This is a genomic window from Flexivirga sp. G2 (genome assembly GCF_055397625.1).
This window is the reverse complement of sequence record NZ_AP039676.1, coordinates 142165-166025: the sequence shown is the minus strand read 5'-3', so window position 1 is coordinate 166025 and position 23861 is coordinate 142165. Positions and strand designations below refer to the sequence as shown.

Genomic DNA, 23861 nt, shown 5'->3' with positions numbered 1-23861 from the left:
ATCAGCAGACTAGGGGCGGTGATTCGGAGTGACCACGTCCAGCAACGCGGACACGAAAGAGTGCCGCCTGTGCCACCGGATCGGGCCGAAGGCATTCGTGCCAGCCGGTTCCGAAGAGTGGGAATGCTCGAACGATCGGGCGTGCCAACACCGGGTGCAGGTCCGCAATCAGCAGGTTTCGGACGGTGATTCCGAGTGACGCCGCACGAACAGGCTTACGCCGCCAAAGAGGGCATCTGCGGCTGGCCGTGCCATTACGGCGGCCAGTCAGCGGCCCGGAAGTACAGCCGCTCAGAGCTTGGGTGGATAGGGCACTGCAACCGCACCGCGAAGAATGGCGGGCGGTGCTGGCAGCACCACAATCAGCAGGTTAAGGAGCAGTGATGGCAGACGAGGCGGTGATCCTCAGCTACGGCGACGCATGCGAGGTTGCAAAGAACGTCGAGCTCGACATGCTCGCGGTCAGGGTGCAGAACAAGGCATTCGTTGAACCCCCACGCTGGATCGGTTGCGATGTATCCGGTGGTGATCGCCAGCGCTACCTTGACGAACTTATTTGGGCGCTGCAGGAGCTGCGCGATGCTCCTGATCAGCAGACTAGGGGCGGTGATTCGGAGTGACCACGTCCAGCAACGCGGACACGAAAGAGTGCCGCCTGTGCCACCGGATCGGGCCGAAGGCATTCGTGCCAGCCGGTTCCGAAGAGTGGGAATGCTCGAACGATCGGGCGTGCCAACACCGGGTGCAGGTCCGCAATCAGCAGGTTGGAGGCGAGCAGTAATGGACCGGGGACAACTCTGGGAAGCGCTGCACAAGCTCAACGAAGCTGGCGTCACCCCCTCGCGCGGGATTGTCCTGGCGAACGGCGACCACGCACTGGCGTACTTCACTTGTCACGACGGTGAGAGCTGCGTTCTGAACATCGCCTGCTCAGGCGGCGAGGTCGGCGACCTCACGCGCTGGTCCACGGCCTGGACCGAAGGCCCATGGGATGTCGAGACAGTGGACGACTGGATCGCCGACCCGGCCGAGTGGATCGACACGGCGGGATTCCCGGTCGAGTTCACCGCCAATCAGCAGGTTGGGGGTGAGCAGTCGTGACCACGCTCCGCCAGCTGATCGGATCAGTGCTGGTCTGGTGCGGCCTGGTCATCGGCGGCGACCCTCTCGAAGACGACCTCACCGACCGGCTGCTCCGGCGAGACGCTGCATCGAAGAGTTTCCCTGCCGCGCTCGATGGGACGGGCGATGCACCCAACCATCAGGGCGATGCACCCAACCATCAGATTGTGAAGGAAACCGACGATGCCTGACTCCGAACCGGCACAGCAGGCTCTGATCGAACTGTCCGAGTGGATCGACGCGGGCAATGGTCACCGCGATCCGGAGGCGATCGCGTGGGGTCGGCTCGCGAAGATCGGCGAGGAGTTCGGCGAAGTCATCGAAGCATGGATCGGCTACACCGGGCAGAACCCGCGCAAGGGGAAGACGCACCGCAAAGACGATGTGATCGAAGAGCTGCTCGATGTGGCGGTGACGGCACTTGGAGCGGCCGAGCACCTCGGTCGGCACCGCGGAGATTCCATCGAGTTCCTGTTCGACAAGATCGTCCGAGTCCGTGACCGGGCTCTCAATCAGCAGCAGGTTGGAGAGCAGCGATGAGCAGAACATGGACATTGCGAGACATAAACAACCGCGGCGACGACGGTGCTCCGTGGGAGGCTACCGGCCAGCCGAAGGAGCTAGTCGCATACCTCAACGGTCCCGTTAGATCCGACCTAGCGGGAGACACGGACCTTGCGGACTTCGATGCACTGGTCCAAGCGGTTCTCGGCGGCGATCTAGCAGATATCCAAGAGCGTGGCCCATCGTTCGGAATTTACGTCCGCGCCAATCAGCAGTTTGTGGGTAACGACGTGCCAGACGATCACCAATGCGAAGAGTGGCAGATGCGCGAACACACACGTGGGGGTCGTTACTGCGCCGCGTGCGGCCGAACGGAAGTCCGGAGTCAGAGTCACGGAGGTGACCACTGATGGGCTGGGCAGTGATGACCGTGTCGTTAGCGATTGCTATCAACCGGTTACAGCACAACAGGTGGAAGTGGACCGGGTACGCCAGCCCGACGCTGGCGCTGTTGGGCATAATCTCAGCCTTCGCCGGACCGCGGATGCAGTTCGGTTGGGGAGTGGCATTCGGCTGGCAGTCGTGGTTGTCCGCGCTACTCGCTACACCTCATGTGTGCATGCTGCTGCTGCGCGTGTTCCTGGCTCGCCGCACCCTTGCTTTCAATCGGGCAGATTGAGGTTGGTCTGCGATGAGCGCTGAACAACGGTCTCAACGAGCCCATCGCGGGAGGTTTTCAGCGGTCGTCGCCGTCAATGACCATCGGCCGACCGTGCCCGTCGCCGACAAGAATCGGGCTCAACCACCGAATCTCTGCGTGCTGGTTGTCGCGAGGGCCTAGCCAGTAGGTGTGGAAGTGCGCACGTCGCAGGTGCGCCCGCCGGGACCGACCTTCGTCAAGACCAGTACCCGCAGGTGCCGACCCAGCACCGGTTGAAGTGTGTCTGCCCGCGAAAAGCTTCGGGCCGATGTCGAAGCCCAGGTCGACCACGACAGGAGGTGGCTTCTGTCGGCGCCGCTTGGCTTCCTTACGTGCCCGGGATGTGACTGCCGGGTCGGGGGCACTGATGTCGGCGTGGTTGCTGCACAGGTAGAGCAGCAGATTCACCGCGAGCAGGAACGCTTCCCAGTCCTCGCTATCAGGGTCCGGCGTCTTCATCGCTTGGGCGCGCTGTCGTCGGATCATGTCCTCGACTCGCATCACGCCCGTGACGGGGACACGCACGGTGTGCTCTTCGTAGGTCGGGCCCTGCCCGACGTAGAAGACTCGCCCCGCCAGGGCTACGTTCAACCAGGCCGTGCGCGGATCATCGCTAGAGCAGACTTCGCCGTCGGCGGTCTGGCCGGTGACAAACATCCCGACATACTCGCCAGGTCGTGTCTGCGGCAAAGCGCCGGATACGTCGGCCATGATCACTGGTTCGGGGAACACGGTGAACGCGTTCGCGTGAGGCAACCGCCGGAACACTTCGCAGGGAATCTCCCGGTCGTTGTCCATCTCTACGAGATGGTGCGCGAGTTCAGGGTGCACCCGGTAGGCCACGGGTTGGCGCTTCCATAGGCGGGCTGATTCTGCCGTCGTGACAATCAGAGTCAGTAGCTCGATCGACTGCCCGTGGCGTTGGACGGCTGCGGCTAGGTCGCGCAGCGAGAACTTGCGCGCGTCGTGCGCCCCATCGCGTATTCGTTGCGCGAGAGGTCGCAGCCCAGGGTTGTCGAGGGCCTTCTCCTCATACCCGATCGTCTCCGTGATGTACGCCTGCGCGATCTGCAACGACGCAGACGCGGTAGGGACCGCGAACCCGCTCACTGAGTACCTCCGCTGTGCTGGGCAGCTGACTGTCCAAGAGTCGCACGCCTTCCGTGTCAAGCAGCGCTACGGCACGTTCACCGGCGGGCGACCAAGCACCGTGCGATTCGTTCGAGTGCGTCCGGCACCAATTCCCACTGATAGCTCACGCGGCCCTCTCCTACCCGCGTAGAGGACACCACTCCAATATCTTCGAGCATGTGCAGCTCATCTGTCCGTGCCGGTAAGTCGGGCGATAGTCGCGGTCCGTCCATCAGCATTTGCAAAGTTTCGAGTCGTGACCGCGTGCCGAGGACGTGCAGGATCGACGCCAACGGAGTGAAGTCTTTCGCGCTCGATAGGGGCGCAGTCAGCTGAATAGCACTGGGGCGAACCATCCCGGAAGTATCCCCTGCGGCAGCTTCCGGGCCCAGACGGGATGCATGGACTTACGTGATTCGGGAGCCCCAGAAACCGGGCTATGTCACGCGCTGATCGAGGTCCCCGACCTACTGAGGGACTGTTCGGCGCCAGTGTTCGGTCCGGTGCCAGTGTTCGGTCCGGTGCCCACGTCCTACGTGCGTCCTATTCGTCGGAACATCCCACATGGCACCGTTAAGTGGACCACGGTCATTAGCTGACCTGCACGCCTTCGCAGGACAGCAGCGCTACGGAACGTTCCAACTCGTCGTAGGACGCATCGAGAGCGGCAACCACTGGTGAGTTCGCGTCATACCGTGACCGGATGTCGCTCAGTCGGTCGCTGAGGCTGATCTGCCGCCCTTGGGGGCTGGTGGTGAAGTCTGCAACCCAGATGATCGCGTGGAGGAACGGGTCCGGTTGGCCGAAGTCGGCGAGCAGCTGCGGGTCCATGCCGCGGGCGTCGACCTCGAACCTGGCCGTGGAGTGGTGAGCCACCTGACGACACACTTCATCGGGGTATCCCTCACCGGCCAACCATCGGGCCCCGTCGATCGCGTGCATCCCGGTGTCAGGGTGCGCGTAGCCGATGTCGTGCAATGTCCCGATCGTCTGCGCGAGCACCTTCCACGCCTCTGGCCGATCAAGCCCGTGCACCATCCCAGCCACCCGCTCCCCGGCAGCCACCGAGTGCGCACGCCGGTCCGGCGTCAGGTCCGCTCCCTGCACCAGCCGGGCAGCCGCGGCCACCACGACACCATCGGTCGCAGACGCACCCGAGGCCAGGACGTGCAGCAGCGCTGGGAGAGCAGCAGTCATGCCGAACACCCTAGCTACGCGCACGCGGCCACCATGCGTGGACACAAGCCGATTTCTTGCTACGTGGTCGGAACATCCCACCAGGAGACACGGGTGTGCGCACGTGACCCAATGCCGGTGGCATAGTGGTATTTGCGCAGAACGTGCTGCGCATCGCTCGACGGAGACCGCCACCAGCCACGCGGCAAGACGGTCACCCATTCGAGGGCCAAGCCCCGCAGGGGACCACGCCGCCAGCTCCTCACGATGCGGGACGGGTGGCCGCGTGACACTCGCTCCGATAAGACCAGGAGTTGAACGCGATGTCTGCGACCACCGCAGAAAAGGACGCCGCCCGCGCCTACATGGCCGAGCACCCGGGCACTGGCTACACGGCAGCGTTGCGAACCGTCCGTGCAGCTCACGCCGCTGAGACTGACCACGGCACACCACGATTCGAAGATGACGAAGATCGCTTCTTCGACGTTCAGCCCAACTATGGCTCCGATGACAAAAGGGATGTGGTCGCCGACCTAGCGACGGTCACCGATCTGCTGGATCAAGACGTATGTCGTGAACTATCCGTCGAGGTGCTCGCGCATGTCGCGGAGCAAGGACGGTTTCCGTGGCGGCTAGAGGCATGCGACGGCAACTACGACTTCGTTGGTCCGGTCGCCGACTCTGAGCGTTTGTGCCGTCAGTTGCTCGGACCAGACCTGGACCACGTGATCGCCGCACTTCCTGTGGCGGCCTCCATCCCCGACCGGCAGGACACCCCAGAGTTTGCGGCATATGCCAGCATCCTCAACGTGATTGGTCCGACCCAGACCGACGGGCACGGCGAGACTGCCCTGAAAGGAGCCGGGCTCACACCACCGCTCAATAAAGCAGTCTGCGTGGACGAGGCCGTCCAACATCTGAACGCTCTCGCCGCAAGGCACCTAATCACTGACGGCACACGCTGGGACCAGGACACTTATGACCGAGCTACGTGGGCGTACCGGGTGGCATTCGGGCGGCTGCACCCCGACGACCCGGCGCCGACCCCGGAGCGGTCCCGGCAACTTCTCGACCTCGCCATCAGCGGATCGGCGTATACAGACGATGGCGACCTGGCCACAGCCCAGCACGCACTCGGGCTGTAAGGCCCGTGACCTGAGGCGCTGAGTACCTACGCAGTCGTGGGTCCGTGGATGAGCATGTCGGTGGCGCGGACGTTCTGCCCGTCGATGGTGACGAGAGTGTTGCGGCGCAGCTCGCCCAGATATGTCGTGAATGTTCCGCTCGTCGGGTAGAGTGCCACAGCTTCGGCCAGGTCGTACTTGCTGATGCTGTCCGGATGCACCTCGATCACGGTGCTGAGCATCCGAGCTGCCCCGGATCGCAAGATGCTCAGGTAGTGGGTTTGAAGCTCGTGAGCGTCCATGGGTGCTGGACGGCCGCCGATGGTGTCGAACCCAGCTTCGGTGAGGGTGAAGCATCCGTCGCTGTCTTGGTGGACGAGCCCGGCTCTGCGTAGATCGCCGATGTAGGTGGTGAAGGTTCCGCTCTTTGCTTTCAGTCGTGACACCATCGCCCACTGCGGCCGAGTGAGCCGCAGGGGTGCCATGCCCCCGAGGCTGCGGAGCATCCGCTGGGCGCCTGCCCGGAACTGGTTCAACTCGACGGGGTCCGAGGACGGGTCAGGAGAATCAGCCAAGGACGTCTCTGCGTTCGGCTCCTGCGTTGTGCGGGAGCGGCGCGCCTCGCCCGCACGCCCAGAGGGATCGGGCTCAATCTTCGGGGTTTCGCTCTTGGGCAGGTGATTCTGACCGCCGCGATGGCCGGTGCCGACCGAATCCAGCGTGCGCCGAATGGCCTTGGCCGCAGATTCCAGCTCGTCGGCTCGTGCTTGGGCGGTTCGCAGTTCGTTGCGGAGTTGGGCGATCGTCTCTGTCATCTGGGCGATGGTGTCTCGTTGCGCGTGATTCTCATGCTCTATCTCACCGAGCCTGGCTCGGCTACCCGTCCCGGTCGGCTTGCTCGCCACCCCACCGGAGCGGTTGGCGTGTACTGCGGCCAGCGCTGCGATGTCGCCGCGCAGCCGGGTCAGGTCGATTTCCGCACGCGACTGCGGCACCGCTGGTGCTTGTCCGGGCTCGGGGGTCGCGTGAGAGTCGAACGTCTCGAACAGGGCGATGCGCGTCCGGCGCAACATGCCCAGGAAGCTTGGGCTCCACACCCACGCTTCCCCCATGGCGAGCTTCGGCAGCGACCGGATCACATCAGCGGCGTCCGCATCCGTGTCTTCGTCGGCTTGGACACTGATCCACTCTTTGACCGCCTTGATGGTCCTCGCACCTGTCATGCGGAGCAGAACGACCGTTTCGACCAGGTCCAGGACGCTCTTGTTGACCTCCTGACCACGTTGGGACGCAAGGGTCAACCCAAGTCCTCGCTGCCTCCCCCGCTTGGCAATGTCCTCCATCGCACCGAGCAGTTCGGCCGTCGTAGCATCAGCGCGCTGGGGAATCAGCACGTCGGCCTCGTCAACTATGACGTGCAGGGACTGGCGGCATTTCCGGTAGAGCCGTTCGGCGAACGCGGTAGCGAACCGACGTGCCTTCGTCTTGCTGAGGTGCGACAGGTCGATCACGCACGAAAGGTGTTGGTCGAGGATCGCGTCAGCGATCAATGCGCCTGTGTCCTCGTGTAATTCGAGGTCGGCGTGGTCGCCGCCGAAAATGACGAATGGGAGGCCGTCACGCGTGCCGTCCGCTGAGGACCGGATTCCCCACCAATCGCCTTTGATGTCGAGGACGACGACAGGCAAACCGGCGAGGTGCAGCTGCTCAGCGAATCTCGTGGCTGCCGTGCTCTTCCCTGCCCCCCGGTTGCCAAGGATCGCGAAGGTCTCGGTGACTGCCGTCCGAGGCATGCTCACCACGTCACCGAGAGCGATCGGAGTGTCGACGCTCGGCAGGGGCGCAGCGGTCGTCATCGCCTCTCCTCCCGTCGCGCGCGGTTGATCCGTTGCTGTGAACGATAGTGCGAGACTTGGGCCATCACCCCTCGTAGCGTTCTGGTGTGCCCTCGTTCCACCATGGAGCGTCACCCGTCAGCGGTTTCCGGAAATCGCTCGCGGCGTGGTGGAAAGCGGTCTTGAGCCGGTCGCTGATCGCTGACTTGATGGCGGTCGTCGCGTCAGCCATCTGGGGTAACCCGCTGGGGCTTTCCCAGGCTGTCAGGGTCTTCGCGACCATCAGGATGAAACCAGCGACGGACCGCGTGTCGGCTGTCCACTGGTCGTAGGTTTCGGCCCCAACCCATTCCACGATGCTGTCAGTCATCATCTGCATCTGCGGGTCGCCGGTCTCGATGCGCATGAGCATGTCTTCGACGTTTCCCGCTTCGCCCGGCACGCCTCGTGTTGTCAGGCGCTCAACGGCTTCCAGGAGCCGGAGCGTGACCCATCCGTCTGCATCTCCGGCCGGGAACAGCATTTGGGTGAGTCTGCGGGCGATCCCCCGGGCGCACTCGGTCGGCGCCCCGATCCGTCGAGCATGTTCGATGTCGACAGCGAGTCCGCGGTACTCGGTGTGGGAACCTTCTGCGCAGGTCTGGTAGATGGTGCCGTCTGGCATGAATGCTGTTGCCACGACGGTGGCGTCGCACGCGGCGATCGCGTTGATGATGCTGGTCCACCGCGGCGACCGGTCGTGCCGCGCTTCGAGGTCTTGGTGTGCAGTGCGGGATACCCCTCGTTTGTCCGCGACCGCTGCCCTGGTGAGCCCCTGGTGCTCTCGGGCGGCCGTGATGAGGTCCTGCACGGTCGCTACTTCCCTCACGTCGATGCTCATGGAACGACCGTAACACTGACCGCCGTGTTTACACGTCTATGACGTGTTTTGACGTCTCCTCGACGGAAGTAGGGGTTTCCGCCCTCTTCCCGGATAAGTGCCGCTTATCTGGGGTTGACAGCAGTGGGGGTGACACGAGTATGGAAATCACCTAAATCTAGCGTTTTTCGTAGATCACCAAATATTTGTTGGGACCATACCGCGCCATTCCGCGGGATCGTCGTCCAAGTAGTCCTCGATCGACGCCCGCTCCATGCCGGTGCTCGCCGCGATCGCCTCAGCTCCGAATCCGGAGTCGGCCGCGTCAAGCATGGTCACGACCAGCCCTCGTTCGACCTCTCGGATGGCCGGGTGCCGCTCCGCGAGGGCCTCCGTGGACGAGCGCTGCCACATCCCCAACGGCTCGGGAACATCCCAATAGAGGCCCACCATGTGCCAGAAGTACGCCGTGGCCAGCAGCAGGTCCTCCGGGGCGCCTGCCGGTGCCTTCGGCGCTTGGCGCAGCTCTATCTCGGGCAGGTCATTCGTCATACCCACACCCTCCCCCGGCTCGCCGCGCAAGGGAACCCGGGTTTTCCGCGCGATCCTGCCGAATACCCGGGTTGTAGGAGGCGCGGAACCTCTGGAACATGGTTCATAGAGCAGAACCGCTCGCCGTGCATGAACGAACCCGCTGGGCATCCCGCCCGGCCAACCCCTTTGGAGGGGACATGCACACCAACAACCGCGCCATTCCGGCGATAATTGACGGCCCGCTCCCCCGCGCAGCCGACGTCTTCTCCGGCTGGGACGGATGGGGCCCGCACCAGTGCCGCGCAGCCGTCGTGACGGCAGGCAGCGTTGCGCCGGGCGAGGTGATCGACGTGCCCCACGCCCGGGGCGTCGACGGCTGGGTGCGTTCCGCCTGGGCGGACGGCGACCTGGTCCACCTGACCCTCGTCGTCGGCCGGTCCCGAGAGGGTGGACCCCTGGTTCACGAGGAGACCGTGCACCGCGACACCCAGCTGTTGCGTTCGTGGTCGTGGCGTTTGCCCTGACGGCCAATGGCGGCGTATGACGTACCTCTTCATGTACGTCATACGCGCCAACGAGGTCCAGCTCATCCTTCACTGCTACGGCGTTGCCGCGCTCGGTTCATGGCTGACCCGGCGTCATCATGTACGTGATCACGCACGTCTCTCGATGCGGCTAAGCCTCGGTCACGATCTGCCACCGCTCACCTGATCCCCGGGGCAGCTACCGGGGTGCCAGCCCACGGTGCCGAAGCTCTCCGAGAGAGAGTGGCGTGGCGCGAACGCATATGTACGTCATGTCGTACGCCTTCGAGTAGATTGCTGACATGACCAAACCGCTGAGCGTTGTCGAGGCCCGCACCCAACTCCCCCGGCTTGTCCGCGAAGCCAACGACACCCGACCCGTCATGATCGGCCGATACCGGCGCCCAGCCGCCGCGATCTGCGCACCACAGCTGGCCGTCCCACCCACAGTCATGACGACACTCATCCGCTACACCGGCGACAGCGCCGGATTCGAGCTATCACAGCAACCCGACATCGACACCTTCCTGGCAGACCAGGGCTCGTCCACCGCCCAGTACCCGCCACTGCCGGACGACCTGATGCCAGTCATCGAGCACCTGTGGGATACGGACCAGGCCGGTCAGGTACTCGCCGGACTCATCGAGGCCACCGTCACAGGCATGGCGATGCAGCCGAATATGGCGCGGTACGGCCAACAGACCATCGCCCGCTTCGTCACCCAGACGATCGCCGCGAACATGCAGATTCCACTTCGCGAGTTGGTCGCCCGGGTCACCCAGTCAGGGGTAGCCAGTGAGGCGAATGCCCCCAGTGACGAGTTGGCTTAGAACTTCTCGAACCGCTCGCTGCTGCACATCTCGCACATCCCCAGGGCCACCTCGGTGGTCATCTCCCCGCAAATGAGGCAGTTGATGAAGTCGGCTTGCCCGGCCGTCATGCTGCACGAGAAGCAGAGCCAGTAGGGCGCCGGTTCGGGGGCTGCTGTGCTGTCCTTCACTGGTCGGACGCCGCCGACGAGGGCGAGGGTGCCGCAGTTCGTGCAGGTCTCGACTGAGCTATGGCTGATCAGGCTGTACGCCACGTACGCCTCTGCGACCGCTTCACCAACCCCTGTCGCGTAGCAGTAGAGGCATTCGGGCTCTGCCCCAGCGCGCAGGGCGAGCGTGTTCTGCGTGCAGTTCGGACACCAGTAGAGCCGTGGTTCGGCATCCAGTTTTGTGCTGATATCAGCCAAGCGCTTCTTGGCCAGCCCACCTATCTGTGCCAACTCAGTCGAGATGCTGCTCTTGACCTCCACGATCCTCTCCGCCTCAGCAACTGGCGCATCCGACCCGAAGTGGTGATCAAGGAACCAGAGCGCGAAGCTCAGCCCGTCGCCGATCTTGTCCAGCATGGCCGGGTCGGCGCCAGGTCCGGTCGGTGGAGCGAAGTGCACCACCTGGTTGCGTAACCCAGTCAACGCCGCCACCTGAGCGGCCTGCCGCAGCGGTATGGCCAGCCCCACGACCTTCTCCAGTCGCTCAATCCCCTCCTCCGGGCCGATGGTTCGTCCCGTACCAGCAAGGAATGCCGCCTTCGTGGTCTTCTTGTCGATCGGCTTCACGACCAGGGTCCAGTGTTCCCTGACGAGTCTGGCCTTGATCAAGGTCTCGACGGCGACGGCCAGGTCGAGTGCTGCGTACTTGTACTCGCTGCTGCCGGTCGTCACCTCTGTCACGGCTCGTTGCAGGAAGTCGAGCGCGCTGTCGGTGAGTGCCCAGCTGTCCGTGTCAGCGGCAGTGCTCGCCATGCCGATCCCCCCTTTCCCTTCTTTGGACGAGAAGCATGACACGGTGCCGGTCGGAGGGAGCCGAGCGAGCAGGAGGGTGGAAGGTCAGCCCGGGCCGGACTGACGCCCGTCTCCCCGGTAGCTACCGGGGAGACGGGATGATCCGGATCAGTCGACCAGGTGGACGGCGGCGGTCGCTGCGAACCACTGCTGCTGGTGTAGCCCGGTGAACGGGTTGAGAAACACCACCGACACCCTCCACGAGTATTGGACATCTCGGGTGGGCTTCCCGAAAACCACGGCTGGTTGGTCTCCGCATGCGGGGTGGTGGAAGCGGTCGCCGGTGGTGAGGTCGGTGACGGGGGTGGTGGCCATGGGGTGGCCTCCTTCCGGGGCGGTGGCTGATCTGGTGTCAGCTCGGTAGGTGCTCCGGTGGTCAAGCTCTTGCGAGGCGCAACCAATGCAGGCTGTTACGCCTCGCGGATGGACTTGATGATGCCGACGGATACGGCGATCGACTTTCCGTGTCGGCACGGTCGGGTCTTCCCGGCCGCTACTACTTCACGGTCACTGCTCGGCGCGCAAGCCTGTGCACGTCCCAGGGGTTCAGTAGCTGTTTCGCTGCGGTGACGAACTCGACGGCTTCGTCGTCCATGTCGTGTTCGTGGAGTGCCGCGACGACGGTCGCCACCGTGCAGTCGATGTCGTTGTGTGGCTCTTCACAGTCCAGCTCGTGCTCGATGATGCTGGCGACGACGTGCGGTGCGGCGGGTGCACCGGTCACGTAGACGGCGGCACCGTCGAACACCTCACGATGTTCGTCATCGGTCAGCACAGCGACCCGGCCGCCCCTGTCATCGAAGTCGACGGTGCGGCGCCTCCCCTGCACATACAGGACAGCCGAGTCGGGCGTATAGGTCTTCGTGATCGGTGCCATTGTCTGGTCACTCCACTGGTTGAGGTGCTTGTTCCGACCCCTTCATCGTGGGTGACTTCCGAGAGTCTCGGTACCCGGGTTTTCACCGGCCACCTGCTCACCGGTTCCGCGCTGGTCTCACTTCCCGCGCCGTATGAGACGAGCGAGGTCATACGTGCTCACGAACGGGATGCGAGTACCAGCGGCGTGGTGCCGCAGTGCGACTGCCGCAAGCAACACGACGCCGACGACCCATGCGGCCAGGGCGTCTCGCAAGGCGTGACCGTCGCCGATCACGATGCTGCCGACAACCATCAGCACTGTCATCACCGCGGTGTACGCGCAGATGGCGCGCACTGTCAGCAGCAGGTGCAGGGCGTAGTCAGGGAAGTTGCTGTCCGGGTCCGGACTGGGTAGTTCGCGACTCACCAACATCACCTTCCCGGGTAGCTACCGGGTTGCCCGTTGGGCGACCAGCAGGGGCTTGTAGACGTCCATCCACCAAGTCAGGAACGGCACCCGGGTGCCTTGGTCAGCAACCCACTCCTGCCACTTGGCCCGTAGGTCGAGCCATTCGTTCTTCGACACCCAGTCAGCTTCGGAGACCTGCCGCATGTCGAGCCGGAATGCGACACCGTCATCGTTCGCGGTCGCCGGGTAGACCCGGAACATCGACGTGGAGGTCTTCAAGAACTCCGTCGGGTCGACCCCGGACGGGTACTCCCCGATCTGCTGCAACAACCCGTCACGCCACTTCCCCTCAGCGTCGTACCAGCCTTGCAACTGTGCCGACACCTGAGCTGTCACGTAGAACAAGACCCGGTCATACAGCTGGGAGTCGCGGTACGACATCAGCACCTGACGGGCACGGTGCGGAGTCTTCGGTGTTATCTCGACCTCGACCGCGTTCAACCCGCGCTTCCCACGTCCCGGTGACACGTGCACCAGGTCCGGGTAGTGCAGGGTCGCATCCTTGCCGACAGTCGTCGCGAGGAACCGTTCCACGTTGCGGCCATCCATGACCCCGTCATGGCGGGGCACCTGCAACAGGTCCAGATGGGAACGGGCCTGACCTGACCCTTCGAGGGCACGGACCTCACGCTCAGTGATGGTCACCTCCCCACCCAGGTGCATGCGGAACCCGAGGTCAGTAACCGCCAACCGGTGCAACGCAGCATGCCCAGGGAACCCGCCAGCGGACAGCGGCACCCGCAGCTGGTCACCCAACACACGCGACCCGGCAGTGGTCGCCCACATGACATTCCCGTACCAGGTCTCCCCCACCTCAGAGCGCACCCAACCCACCTCGCGCAGGTACTTCAACCGACGCTGCTGCGTCCACTCCGAATGATCCGGGTAAAACGTACGCGCACACTGCCGCCACGTCGCAGCACCAAACCGCAACAGGCCAGCGACACACGCTTCATCCTCGACAGTGACAGCCCAACCCGAACCATCACCACGCACCGGCCGGGTAGGCACCCCGCCCGCACGGACACGCTCCCCCTCCGACAAACGGCGCCGACGACGCACCGAAGAACCAGCAGGCGGCAACGGCACACCCGAATGGACAGCCCCACCAGGGCCAACCAAACGCGGCGAAACCTCCAACTCACCCGGCACCCGAGAACCCACCCTTCACTCTCGACACAACGACCACATCAGACGATCAAAACCGCCAGGTAAACACCCAGGTCAACCCGGCGGACAACTAGCACACACCGTACACACCCCAAACGGGCCACTACCAGCAGCAACGCCGAATCACAACCGCCAGGTACACGCCCACTCCAACACGCCGACCCACCCCTCGTGGGGCATGTTCCGCTAGCGCTCCACATACCCCACACTCCGGGGATGCGGCACACCCGCGGGTTGCCCCGCCGCTTGGTCGCCCTAGGGGGCTCCCGCGCAGCGGGGTCAACCCTGTGGTGGGTGTGCCAGGCATCCCCGTCGACCGGTGTGCACCCTGCGGGTGAGGCTCCGGCTCCGCCCGGGTCCACGTGTCTCGCAAGCTCGTCTTTGTGTGTCCCCGGTCGGCTGCCGTTCACCTCATCCCTGCGGGATGCACTCCGGCGGGGCGGCCCTGGCGCCTCTCACCTGGCAGGGGTAAACCCCCACCAGGGCGACCACCTTGGGTAACCGTGGGTCACCACCCAGGCCAAGGGTTGCCGCCGCCCGACCACTTGTCGTCGACGACCGGCCGGGCAGGCAACCCGCCTGGGTGAACCCAAAACCAGGGGCAGCCTGTGCTGGGTCAACCGGGAACACCCGGAACCTGACCAGGCACGAACTGGACCGGGACACGACGACGTGACCGGCCCGGGTCAGCCCCGCGCAGCGGGGGCTTCCCCGCAGGGGAGCCGGTGACCGACCGCGACCCACGTCGCATCACCACCGGGCCCACAGGGTCAACCACCCACGAAGCTGGGATTTGTCTCGGAACTCTCCTTCAAGGGTGAGCACACACTCACCTGGGTGCCATGGCGTGGTCACCACACACACGCAACTCGGCACGAGCGGCCGGTCACCGGCCACACACCGGAACAGTCGGCACACAGTCCGGCTGCGCCGGAGCCGTGCAGGGTCAGCCCCGCAAGGGGCAGCCCGAAGGGCTGACGCCGAAGGCGTCCTCCTGGCGGAGGTGGGGGATGCAAGGGGGAGGCGTGCGGCGCGGCGGCGTTCGCGGTGGGCGGGTGGCGGTCGCGCGGCGCGGCCAGGCGGGACAGGCGTGGTGGGCTGTCCGTCTCAGGTTATCCCTGGCGATATCCGGCCAGGGGACAAAACGTGTCAGTCCGGTTGTGGACGGTCGCCGCGTGGGGCTGACCTGGCAGCGCGGTGTCGTGGCAGGCTCAGACGCATGTGGGTGTTGCTCGTCGGTGGCCGGGTCTACCACCGGGAACTCGGAACGTCCCGCCGTCGAAGTCTGTGCGGGGTCAGTCTGGCTGGCGCTCGGGCGTGGGCTGGCAAGAAACCGCCCGCGGATGCCCGCATCTGTGGCAGGTGCGCGCCGAAGCCCGGGGAGCGGCAGCGCAGCCGGTCCTGGACTCCGGACCGTGACTTCCGTCAGGCCGAGGTGAAGCGGGCCGGGCGGGACGGAGCCCAGGTGGTCTCTGGCGGGCAGTCAGAGAGCCAGCGGCGACGGCATTAGCTGCTCCCCCAGTCGCTCCCTCAGGTTCTCGTAGGCCGTGAGTCTCCCGTGCCGGGTCAACGTGGCTGTCCGTCTCCCCGGGAGACACCAGGCCCGCGAGAAAACTCGAGAAAACCTCCCTGCCAGGGGCCGCTGTCGGGTGGTTGTCTGGACTCATCACCGACCACGACAGCTAGGGGACAAAACTCATGTATCCGGTGGCTCATCAAGACAGCGACCTACCCATCGCCGACGGCATCACGCTCAGCGAGCCTCCGCCACCGACCCATCCGTACGCGGGCAACAACTCCGCTCGGCAAAGCGTCGGGCTGCCGGGACACTGCGAAGCGTGCGCCCAGCACGGGCATGTGGCCGCGCACCCCGACTTTGGGTGCGGAGACGTCGGCTGCACCACGGCCCACCTCGACGCACCGGCGCAGCCAGTCAGCGAGGTCGAGCGGCTGCGGTCGCAGGTCGCTCACGTCCGTCAGCTGGCCGACCGCCTCACCACTCAGGCGGCTGCCAACACCGCCAGCCCAGTGCTCGGCGATCAGGCCGTCGGCCGTCAGCAGCGGCTGGTCGCTGACACCATCCTCGAAGCACTCAATGAAGGGGACCGGAACCATGCCCGGGCCTGACCGCACCGCCCACGACCACGTCTCCGAGTTCCTGCGTCAGAGGGACAAAATGAGCGGTATCGACCGCGAGAGGGTCGGGCAGGTCCATGCCGACCCCGGCGCCGAGCCCGCCGAACTGCTGGCCACTGACCTTCGAGCCCTACTGGCAGATGCCAACCACCTTCGTCAGGTCACCGCACACATCAGCGAACTGCTGCCAGATGCGGATGACCCGTTCGTGCACGTCTGCGACGGGCTCTCGCGAGCTGACGGACGTTTCACCCCCGACTGCGCAGGCTGCTGGGACCAAGCACTGCGCTCGATCACACGCTCCCTGGCGTAAGCCGCTCACTGGTAGGGACAAAACGCGTAGCTGACGCTGGCCAGACTTCAACAGCATCGAGTCACCAGCATCCCCGTCTCCCAACATCGCAAGGGGCCTTGGCTGTCCGTCTCCCCGGGAGACAGGACACGATTCGGGCACGATCCGCTGTCGGTGATCTAGGGCACGATGGCTGACATGGAGGGGCACCTGACGCCAAAGACCCAACGCGAGTACGCGATGGCCGCGGCCTACGGGCTGGGACTGAGCGCAACGGCCGCCGTCCACTACGACATGTTCGAGCTGGCGGCGCATACGCATGGCACCCACACCCACATCGCCTGGTTCCCTCGCGAGGTCCCAACGGTCGGCCAGTACGTCCGGGCCCGGGTCGCTGCGACGTCACGCGTGCTCATCGCCGCATGGTTCGCCGCAGGCGCCTACCTGACCTACGTCTGGGGTTGGTGGGTCCTGCCGCTCTACGCCCTCTACACCGCAGTGCTTCTCCTCATCGGCGCGGGACGGCGTGGGAGCCCGCGGTTCACGCAGATCGTGCCCGACAGCGAGACGGCGCTTCGGGCCGTGCTCGACCACGCCAACAACGCCACCGGCGACCGGCTCACCAGCATCCTGGCCGATGCGTGGAAAGCACACCGAGACGACCTTCGCGGAACAACCAACTAACCCCGGCACAGGGCAGCAGAGCCTGTCTCCCACCTCTTTCCTCGCCAGCTGTCCGTCTCCCCGGGAGACAGCCTCTTGGGCTTGCCGACCAGGCCATGACGACAGTCGCGGCATCAACAGATTCCAGCCACCCGCGGTGAAGCGTCCGCTGCTGCCCTCGACCGGTCATCCCATCCAGGCAAACCCCTCCCCAAGTCGTCCTCGACGTCGCGGCAACCGCATCAACCAGGCACACCCGTCGCGCCAGGCCAACCAACCCCGAGCGCGACCCGCGGGCCAGCAAGGACATCCCAAGGGCAAACCCATGAAGGGCCCACCCCCGGGGCCAACCGCCGCCGCACCTGTCCGCGGCGCCACCCTCCCGGGTGGTGGCCACCCAAGGCCGCCGCGCGCCTTTGGTACTCACCAGGACCACTCCCCCGGCTTCCCGTTGGGCGTCGCCGACGGGTGAGTCAGCGTGTGACGTCGGGGAGCTGTGGCGAACTGAGCGTTGGACTGCGGGGCTGTCTGTAGCTCATTCCGGGAAGCTCAACAGGTCAACCTCGCGGACGGGGACAAAATCTGCACGCGAAGGGGTTCACAGTGACACCCCCCATGTGACGCAAGTGGGGCACATATCCAGCAATGACGTACAACACCGACTCGCGATCGCCCTTGGCTCGCAGCCGCCCAGGCGCGAGACTCCCCTGTCGTGCCAGGGGATTTTGGGTCACGAGCCCCGCGCTCGAAGGTGACCCTGCCCCTATCTTGGATCGGCATCCCATAGGGGACAAAATTTGCACACGCAGGGGTTCACTGTGACACCCCTCATGTACCGCATGTACGTCACATGCACCACATCCCTCAGATGCGGCGCATTCGGCATGTTGTACGTGATTTTGATCTAACTACCTCACATGCTGTATTTGGGGTTATCGCCCCACATACGTCATGCGCCTCACATACGCCACATGAGTCATATACGGTTTATTCGTCATATACCACGTGTGCCTCATATGAGTGATGTGCGTCGTAGTCTGCACACACCTCATATGAGGCATTGGCGCGACTATCCGCTTGTGACCCACACCCACCGGTACGCTGTCCGTCATGACGACATCCGCAGTCGACCCGGACCGGAAACCGGCCGTCCGCATCGGCACCCAGAAGGGCGGCACTGGGCGGAGCACCACGGTCGCCAACGGCGCCCACGAACTTGCGCGTCTCGGTGCCACGGTCTTGTTGATCGACGCCGACTCCAACGCGCACCTCACCGAATCAAACATCGGCTACGACGCGGGTGAAGGTGGCGATGCCACCATCAAGGACCTGATCGAGAGCACAGAGACCGGCGCCGCCGCCGACATGATCCTTGAAGCACCGCCCGCCTGGCAGCCACGCACGGACCTGCCATACGAGGCCGGGGGAGCGGTGCCCGGAACCAACGGGAAAGTTGCGTTCATCCCGGGGTCCAACGCGATCGATTCGGCTGTCGAAGGCATTTCCGGTGCCCCAGGGTCAGAGCGCCGCCTGGCCAAGGGTTTGTCCGGCGTGGCCCGCCATTTCGACCTGGTCCTGATTGACACCGGGTCGTCGCCCAGCCGTCTGGCTTGGATCATCCTTCACGCCGCCTACTCCACACTCGGCATCGCCAACCCCGAAGATGCCGCAGCAAAGGGCATCGCGAACGAGATCGACCTCAACGAGGCGATCGCGGAGGCGTACGACCTCGACCTGCGCTTCGTTGGCGCCGTGTGCACCAAGTTCAGTACCCAGTCCAAGGCCACTCATGGCGAGGGCGTAGACCACATCAAGTCCGTGCTGGCTGGCGTGGACCAGACTCCGCTAACCAGGCCGCTTGCCATGCCAGGCCCAGTGCCCGGCGCACCCGAATGGACATCAGGGGCGGCTCTTTGGCCGGAGATTCTGCCGGATCGAAAGATCGTGCCGAAGCTCGCGAAGGAGCGACTCCCGCTGTCGGCGTCCCAGCACGCGTTGGCGGACCCGACCTCGGCGTTCTTTCTCCGCAAGGACGCGTTGGGGGCGCAGCCGCTGCTGCGCGGTATCGCGCAACTCGGTGTCCGCTTGCTGCAAGCCACTGAATCCAAGGCGTTCGCCGATGTTGCGAAGGTCATTGCCGACCACCCGGAATACGGACTCTTCGCTCCGGCTGAGGTCGCGCAGGTTGATGCCTCAGGAGGGGCGTAGTCATGAGTGAGAATCCTGCGGGACGCAGGCCATCGTCGTCGCGGGCCGTCAAGTTCGGCATCCCGACCGCGCCTCGGCCGGACGAGCAGGACGCAACCCCGTCGGCAGTAGACCTCGAAGACATGACCGGGGGAGTGGCCCCATCTCAGGAACCACCGGCCGCCCCTGTCCCTGACGAACAGTCGACTCCCGTCGTTGAGAAGCCAGCGGTCCAGCCTGCTGCGTCGCCCACCGAGGAGCAAACGAGGGCACCGGCACCCCGCCGAGTCACCACAAACCGGGCACCAACCACACCCCGGGCACCAGTCGCGCCCGTCCCGGATAGGCCGAATGCTCACGGACCTGTGCGTGAGGTCGACCTGTCTGCCATCAACTATGAACTCACCGGAGACGAGCCCAAGGTGCGCGACACCAGCTCGAAGATCAGCAGCTCGCTTCCGGCCCAGATTGCCCTGGCGCAGGCACTGTGGACGGCGGAGAACATTGGGGCGTTCGGCTACTCCCCGAACGAGTCCGCGTTCCGGGAGGCCCTGATCCGAATGGGGTTGAAACACCTCAACGACCCTGACTTCATCAAGCTGATCCCCGCGGACCGACGCCGGAGGAGCTGACGCTCAGCGGATACGTTTCCAGGCGACACAGCGTGACGAGGAGTGGAAGGTGACCTTGTCCGCTGTGTACCCTGGGATCAGGACGGGAACGGTCAGACTGTTCTTGCCTCCTTGCACCAGCCCTGGTTGAGTGCCGCTGCTTCGCCCTTCTGGGTTGTGCGTGGTTCCTCTCCGAGGATGTTCCGACAAACAGGCGCTTCTGGGGCTGGTGTAAAGGCAGCAGGCGACTTGCCCGTTCTCTATCGGAGTCAGTAACTCTGAGACGGCGTGGTGGCGACCGCATCGTTGACGAGGGACCGGCTCCCGAAGGGCAACCTGGGCTAACCACCCAAGGTTGCCCTTCACTTTGTCGTGGACCTTTCCGACGCGCCTGGCCTGTCCGCCTCGCCGACCGTCTCCCTGGGAGACACGGCTGCGACACGCCGACCAAATTTGCTCCGTCTGCCTTAGTTCGGGCGGTCGATGCCCACGTGTGGCCGCGGAGGGGCCTCCCACGGGGAGCCGCCGGGGGTCGGTGGGCACGGGCTCGTAGACGCTCAATGCCGGGCGCGCCTAATCACCAAATGCCGGTCACAGATACGGCTTCTAGGGAGTCGAAAAGTCGGGACTTACCACCTGCGCGTTGTACGAGCCTAAAGAATGCAGCACCGGTGCATTCCTGCTCGTCTGTTAAAGAATCAGTGGTGCTTCTCAGGTGAATCCGTGTCGACTCTTCCTGGGGCGTGAGGGCGCATGGCGGTGAAGACATTTGTGCAGGGCCCGTGGACGGTGAGCCGGTTGAAGCGCCAGTGGGACTGTCAGTGGTTGGGCATCCGCCAGAGACGCACAACCACTGACAGATGGACAAATCACAGCAGCGAAGGGGTTCACAGTGGACCCCTCAATCGTGGGCGGAAGGGACAACCAAGATTCGGTCGGGGGTTCACAGTGACCCCCCAGGGGGGTTCACCCTGACACCCCGGGGTGGTTCACAGTGGACCCCCCTATGAAGAAGGGTTAGTGAGAAGAGGGAAGTAAGAAGGTTCCCCCGGGCGCTTCGCTCGCTTCGCTCGCTTGCCCCGGGGTGGTTGGGGCGCCATCGCCAGCTCTGGCAAAACCAGGCCACCCCCGGACTCCGTCCGGACTTGCCGTCCGCAGGTGCTGACCTTGCGACGGTCGACCGTGTAGAGTGGCACCTGACAGATCGAAGCTTCGGCTTCATCTTCCTAGATGGCATCGTCCGGGTGCATAGGAAATAGCCGGTTACGGGCCCTGGTGGGGGTGGTTCCCCACGAGGGCCCGTTTCTTTTGCCCACACGCAGATGGTTCGCAAAACCCCATGCGTGTCACCTCGTCAGCGGGCAATACCCGATCATTACAAATGAGGATCAATGACAATTCCCTCCGTGGGGGAGGGTCTTTTAGATAGCCTCGGAAATACCGCCGCTGCACCGGTCGCCCGATGCTGGTCGTCGCCCCCAACGGGGAGGGCCGTGACAGTGGCCTGGCCCGACAGCTACAGTGCATACCGTGCACCCGCATCGGAACAACCGAGAACGAAGCCATAGCTGGATCGGCGGTTACGGCGCGGCGTACACACGGATGGCCGCTCTCAACTGGTACGGTCACCGAAACACGCTTGATGTGGCGTAAGCCACGCAGGAGTGACCGTGACTCGATGGGTCGCCAACCTTCGGGACACGGAAGCGGATTGCCAGGTCGGCTACCTGACACTTCGCGTCTGTCGGAGCACCCCGAGTTCGTGTCGGGAGCCCCAGCAGTTGACCCGGATGACCACACGCGACGGCCACCCGCATCAACGAGCACAGCTGTGCCAGTTGATGATTCGGTGACCCGGAAGGTTTCTGTCTCATGACATCTTCACCCGCCGCCGGGGGGTACCCCCGATGAGTGGCGACTACGAATTTGAGTACGACAAGGCGCACCAATGGGCCTGGAACGTGCACACGGGTGACTCGTTCGCCCGGTTCCTCCTCGTCGCGATGACACAGCGAGCCGGAGACGGTCACACGGTGAGGGCACTCGGAGTGCCACTTCCCACCAGATTCGGCATGTACTACGAGCGGCCGGGGGAGTTGAGCCGCCGGACGTTCGTGTCCAAGTCCACGATCAAACGCGTCATCAAGGCACTGGTGGCGTGCGGTGTGCTCCTGGCCGAAGAGGATCGGCGCATTCTTCGACGGTTCAACCTCGCGAAGAACGACCACAACCTGCAAGGCGTCTACTACCTGAACTCGAACGTGGACCCGTCAGTCACCGGCAAATCCAAGAGCGAACAGTACGGCGACTCGTGGCTCCCCGAGGCGTACTGCGTTGCATATCGACTCGTGAACAAGGTGAGCATGAAGGCGCTCACCCCGAACGGGCTGCGGATGAGTGACTACCCCTCCGACCCCGTCCAGGCAATGCGACAGCTGGTCCCGTCACACATCTGGCCTGCTGGGTTCGGGCCAGAGGACTACAAGTACGCGGGAACCGAAGGATCAACCGACGCCGGAGACAACTCGGACGTCACCGACGTTGCTGACCTCGACCCCGGGGCAACCCAGCAGGGGAACCTGAACATGGGCGGCTGGGATCAGGCCGTAGCGGACGACGAACCCGACGAGCAGCAACCACTTCCCGTGGCTCAGATCGTGTCGTTGTCCGAGAAGGCCGCGGAGAAGGAGAGCGCCGCCCGGGCCGCCAGAGAGAAGAACAAGGCAGCTGATGTGGTCCTGAGCCAAATTCTGGCCGACCGCGAAGAGCAAGAGCTGTCAGTGCCCATCGCAAAGGCTGACCGCGGCCGATGGTGGCGGGTGCAGCGCGCCGCGGTGCGTGACTTCCACTCTGACGGTGTCCCGGACGAGGTCATCGTGGCCGCGTTCCACGAGACAGGTGTCCTCAATCCCAAGGATTGGGAAGTGCGTTCAAACTTCCCGGAGAAGTACCGGGCTCACCTCGGCCGGACAGCAGGGGACAGGTTCGCGACGATCGCGCAGGCCGATGCTGGGGCAGCTGGTATCTCTGCCGCTGACTACGAGGCGAGCAACCAGACCCTCGGCGAAATGCTGGGCGACGATTTCTTCACCGAGCACTGACCATGGACATGACCACCGTCCCTTGCTCCCGGTGCGGTGCCGACACACCAACGATCGCTCTGGTAGCTGCCCGGTTCCCTGGCGCCGTTCGGTGTGACGCCTGCTCTGGCCCGGTCGACCATGAGCCACCCGTGTCGCGCACTGACTTGTTCCTGCGGCACCGAGTACCGGCAGATGCGCGCGAAGCGTCGCTGGATCGGATCAGCAACGACTTGCTGCGCAGGGTGCTGAGAACGTTTGCCAGCTCGTGGCCGGACGTCCCTTCTCCGAAACAGGGTGGCCCCATGCGGGCAATCCCCATCATCGGTGTGACTGGTGCTGGCAAGACATGTGCTGTGTGGGCGACGTTGATCGAGATGGTCCGCACCCGGAAGCTGACCCCGGACCAGATCGTGACCGGCACCGAGCAGGACTTGCTGGTCCCAGCCTCGAAGGTGTCCGACTATCAGTCGGCGAACACCAAGGGCACGTGGCGGTCGATCGTGCCGCACACGACCAAGGTTGTCTTCGTGGACGAGGTTGGTATGGCGCTGTATTCGTCCCCGCAGGTACGGACCGCAGTGTGGCTAGGTCTCCTGTCGCGCGTGGAGAAACTGGGCGCCTGCCTATTCCTCACGTCGAACCACTCCCTACCTGAGGTGTATGAGCTGGTCGGTGCGGCGGCAGCGTCTCGCCTGTCCGGGATGACGGGCATGCCGACCGACTTCCCCGGATGGCAAACCGGCACCACCGACTGGCGTACCGGGATCAATCGAGCACGGTGATCACAGCAAACCCGGGCGAGTGCTACTTCTCTGCGGGTTGCCACACCAACGTCGTGGCCGACGTCCCTGCATAGCTCGGGAACACGGTGGCCTTCGAATCAGTAGTGAGCACAGGCGAACTCGCCGGGTGATCGGTCGTGGCGACCTTCTTCATCGGTGCTGCACAGCTGGCGGCCGTCGGCTGCTCACTCGAATCAGCTAGCCACGCTGTAGTCCCGTCGAACGAAGCGATCGTCCAATCGCCCGCACCGTATGCCGCTTTAGCGACTC

Annotated in this window: 25 protein-coding genes; 15 read left to right on the top strand and 10 right to left on the bottom strand. The window is 64.5% G+C overall.

Annotation, left to right across the window (positions count from 1 at the left end):
- Positions 1-383 precede the first annotated feature (383 nt).
- From ACZ50J_RS22615 to ACZ50J_RS22595, 5 genes are all read left to right on the top strand, one after another.
- Positions 384-620 carry a hypothetical protein gene (locus ACZ50J_RS22615; protein WP_464301488.1) on the top strand — a complete coding sequence of 79 codons (237 nt, stop codon included), beginning with the start codon at positions 384-386 and terminating at the stop codon, positions 618-620.
- Positions 621-711: 91 nt separating this feature from the next.
- On the top strand, positions 712-1101 hold the full coding sequence (locus ACZ50J_RS22610) for a hypothetical protein (RefSeq protein ID WP_464301487.1): 390 nt from the start codon (positions 712-714) through the stop codon (positions 1099-1101).
- On the top strand, positions 1098-1313 hold the full coding sequence (locus ACZ50J_RS22605) for a hypothetical protein (protein WP_464301486.1): 216 nt from the start codon (positions 1098-1100) through the stop codon (positions 1311-1313). Before ACZ50J_RS22610 ends, ACZ50J_RS22605 begins: the two co-directional genes overlap by 4 nt.
- Positions 1306-1662: a MazG-like family protein gene (locus ACZ50J_RS22600; RefSeq protein WP_464301485.1), complete on the top strand. Its 357-nt coding sequence runs from the start codon at positions 1306-1308 to the stop codon at positions 1660-1662. Before ACZ50J_RS22605 ends, ACZ50J_RS22600 begins: the two co-directional genes overlap by 8 nt.
- 373 nt (positions 1663-2035) lie before the next feature.
- Positions 2036-2305, top strand: a complete 270-nt coding sequence (locus ACZ50J_RS22595; protein WP_464301484.1) for a hypothetical protein — start codon at positions 2036-2038, stop codon at positions 2303-2305.
- Positions 2306-2362: 57 nt separating this feature from the next.
- On the opposite strand, the gene ACZ50J_RS22590 is transcribed toward ACZ50J_RS22595, so the two are convergent.
- On the bottom strand, positions 2363-3400 hold the full coding sequence (locus tag ACZ50J_RS22590) for a hypothetical protein (RefSeq protein WP_464301483.1): 1038 nt from the start codon (positions 3398-3400) through the stop codon (positions 2363-2365).
- Between the two features lie 648 nt (positions 3401-4048).
- Complete coding sequence (locus ACZ50J_RS22585) at positions 4049-4654, bottom strand: HD domain-containing protein (RefSeq protein ID WP_464301482.1); 606 nt, start codon at positions 4652-4654, stop codon at positions 4049-4051.
- A 302-nt stretch (positions 4655-4956) separates the two neighbouring features.
- Here ACZ50J_RS22585 and ACZ50J_RS22580 point away from each other — a divergent pair, with 302 nt between their 5' ends.
- Positions 4957-5778, top strand: coding sequence for a hypothetical protein (locus ACZ50J_RS22580; RefSeq protein ID WP_464301481.1), 822 nt, complete (start codon positions 4957-4959; stop codon positions 5776-5778).
- A gap of 26 nt (positions 5779-5804) precedes the next feature.
- Here the strand turns inward: ACZ50J_RS22580 and ACZ50J_RS22575 are convergent, their stop codons facing one another.
- The 3 genes from ACZ50J_RS22575 to ACZ50J_RS22565 all read right to left on the bottom strand — a co-directional run bounded on the left by ACZ50J_RS22575 (position 5805) and on the right by ACZ50J_RS22565 (position 9003).
- Entirely contained in the window at positions 5805-7613 is a 1809-nt protein-coding gene (locus tag ACZ50J_RS22575; protein ID WP_464301480.1) for an ATP-binding protein, read from the bottom strand.
- A 64-nt stretch (positions 7614-7677) separates the two neighbouring features.
- Positions 7678-8472, bottom strand: a complete 795-nt coding sequence (locus ACZ50J_RS22570; protein ID WP_464301479.1) for a helix-turn-helix domain-containing protein — start codon at positions 8470-8472, stop codon at positions 7678-7680.
- Positions 8473-8646: 174 nt separating this feature from the next.
- On the bottom strand, positions 8647-9003 hold the full coding sequence (locus ACZ50J_RS22565) for a hypothetical protein (protein ID WP_464301478.1): 357 nt from the start codon (positions 9001-9003) through the stop codon (positions 8647-8649).
- Between the two features lie 179 nt (positions 9004-9182).
- Between ACZ50J_RS22565 and ACZ50J_RS22560 the strand changes: the two genes are divergently transcribed.
- Complete coding sequence (locus ACZ50J_RS22560) at positions 9183-9509, top strand: hypothetical protein (protein ID WP_464301477.1); 327 nt, start codon at positions 9183-9185, stop codon at positions 9507-9509.
- A gap of 302 nt (positions 9510-9811) precedes the next feature.
- A complete protein-coding gene (locus ACZ50J_RS22555) occupies positions 9812-10339 on the top strand; it encodes a hypothetical protein (protein WP_464301476.1) in 528 nt (175 codons plus the stop codon).
- Here the strand turns inward: ACZ50J_RS22555 and ACZ50J_RS22550 are convergent.
- The 5 genes from ACZ50J_RS22550 to ACZ50J_RS22530 form a co-directional block, all read right to left on the bottom strand.
- Complete coding sequence (locus tag ACZ50J_RS22550) at positions 10336-11301, bottom strand: hypothetical protein (RefSeq protein ID WP_464301475.1); 966 nt, start codon at positions 11299-11301, stop codon at positions 10336-10338. The two genes, ACZ50J_RS22555 and ACZ50J_RS22550, sit on opposite strands and share 4 nt — an antisense overlap.
- Positions 11302-11448: 147 nt before the next feature.
- On the bottom strand, positions 11449-11655 hold the full coding sequence (locus ACZ50J_RS22545; protein WP_464301474.1) for a hypothetical protein: 207 nt from the start codon (positions 11653-11655) through the stop codon (positions 11449-11451).
- A gap of 181 nt (positions 11656-11836) precedes the next feature.
- Positions 11837-12217, bottom strand: coding sequence for a hypothetical protein (locus ACZ50J_RS22540; RefSeq protein WP_464301473.1), 381 nt, complete (start codon positions 12215-12217; stop codon positions 11837-11839).
- Between the two features lie 117 nt (positions 12218-12334).
- Positions 12335-12625: a hypothetical protein gene (locus ACZ50J_RS22535; protein WP_464301472.1), complete on the bottom strand. Its 291-nt coding sequence runs from the start codon at positions 12623-12625 to the stop codon at positions 12335-12337.
- Between the two features lie 21 nt (positions 12626-12646).
- On the bottom strand, positions 12647-13492 hold the full coding sequence (locus ACZ50J_RS22530) for a hypothetical protein (protein ID WP_464301471.1): 846 nt from the start codon (positions 13490-13492) through the stop codon (positions 12647-12649).
- 2052 nt (positions 13493-15544) lie between these two features.
- Between ACZ50J_RS22530 and ACZ50J_RS22525 the strand changes: the two genes are divergently transcribed.
- From ACZ50J_RS22525 to ACZ50J_RS22495, 7 genes are all read left to right on the top strand, one after another.
- Positions 15545-15964 (top strand): hypothetical protein, encoded by a 420-nt coding sequence (locus ACZ50J_RS22525; RefSeq protein ID WP_464301470.1) that lies wholly within the window; start codon positions 15545-15547, stop codon positions 15962-15964.
- A 49-nt stretch (positions 15965-16013) separates the two neighbouring features.
- Positions 16014-16286 carry a hypothetical protein gene (locus tag ACZ50J_RS22520; protein ID WP_464301469.1) on the top strand — a complete coding sequence of 91 codons (273 nt, stop codon included), beginning with the start codon at positions 16014-16016 and terminating at the stop codon, positions 16284-16286.
- 177 nt (positions 16287-16463) lie between these two features.
- The gene (locus ACZ50J_RS22515) at positions 16464-16949 is read left to right on the top strand and encodes a hypothetical protein (protein WP_464301468.1); all 486 of its coding nucleotides are present in this window, start codon (positions 16464-16466) and stop codon (positions 16947-16949) included.
- 1089 nt (positions 16950-18038) lie between these two features.
- Complete coding sequence (locus ACZ50J_RS22510) at positions 18039-19136, top strand: ParA family protein (protein WP_464301467.1); 1098 nt, start codon at positions 18039-18041, stop codon at positions 19134-19136.
- A gap of 344 nt (positions 19137-19480) precedes the next feature.
- The gene (locus tag ACZ50J_RS22505) at positions 19481-19747 is read left to right on the top strand and encodes a hypothetical protein (RefSeq protein ID WP_464301466.1); all 267 of its coding nucleotides are present in this window, start codon (positions 19481-19483) and stop codon (positions 19745-19747) included.
- Between the two features lie 1886 nt (positions 19748-21633).
- On the top strand, positions 21634-22827 hold the full coding sequence (locus ACZ50J_RS22500) for a hypothetical protein (RefSeq protein WP_464301465.1): 1194 nt from the start codon (positions 21634-21636) through the stop codon (positions 22825-22827).
- A gap of 284 nt (positions 22828-23111) precedes the next feature.
- Positions 23112-23591: a hypothetical protein gene (locus ACZ50J_RS22495; protein ID WP_464301464.1), complete on the top strand. Its 480-nt coding sequence runs from the start codon at positions 23112-23114 to the stop codon at positions 23589-23591.
- Positions 23592-23861: the final 270 nt, after the last annotated feature.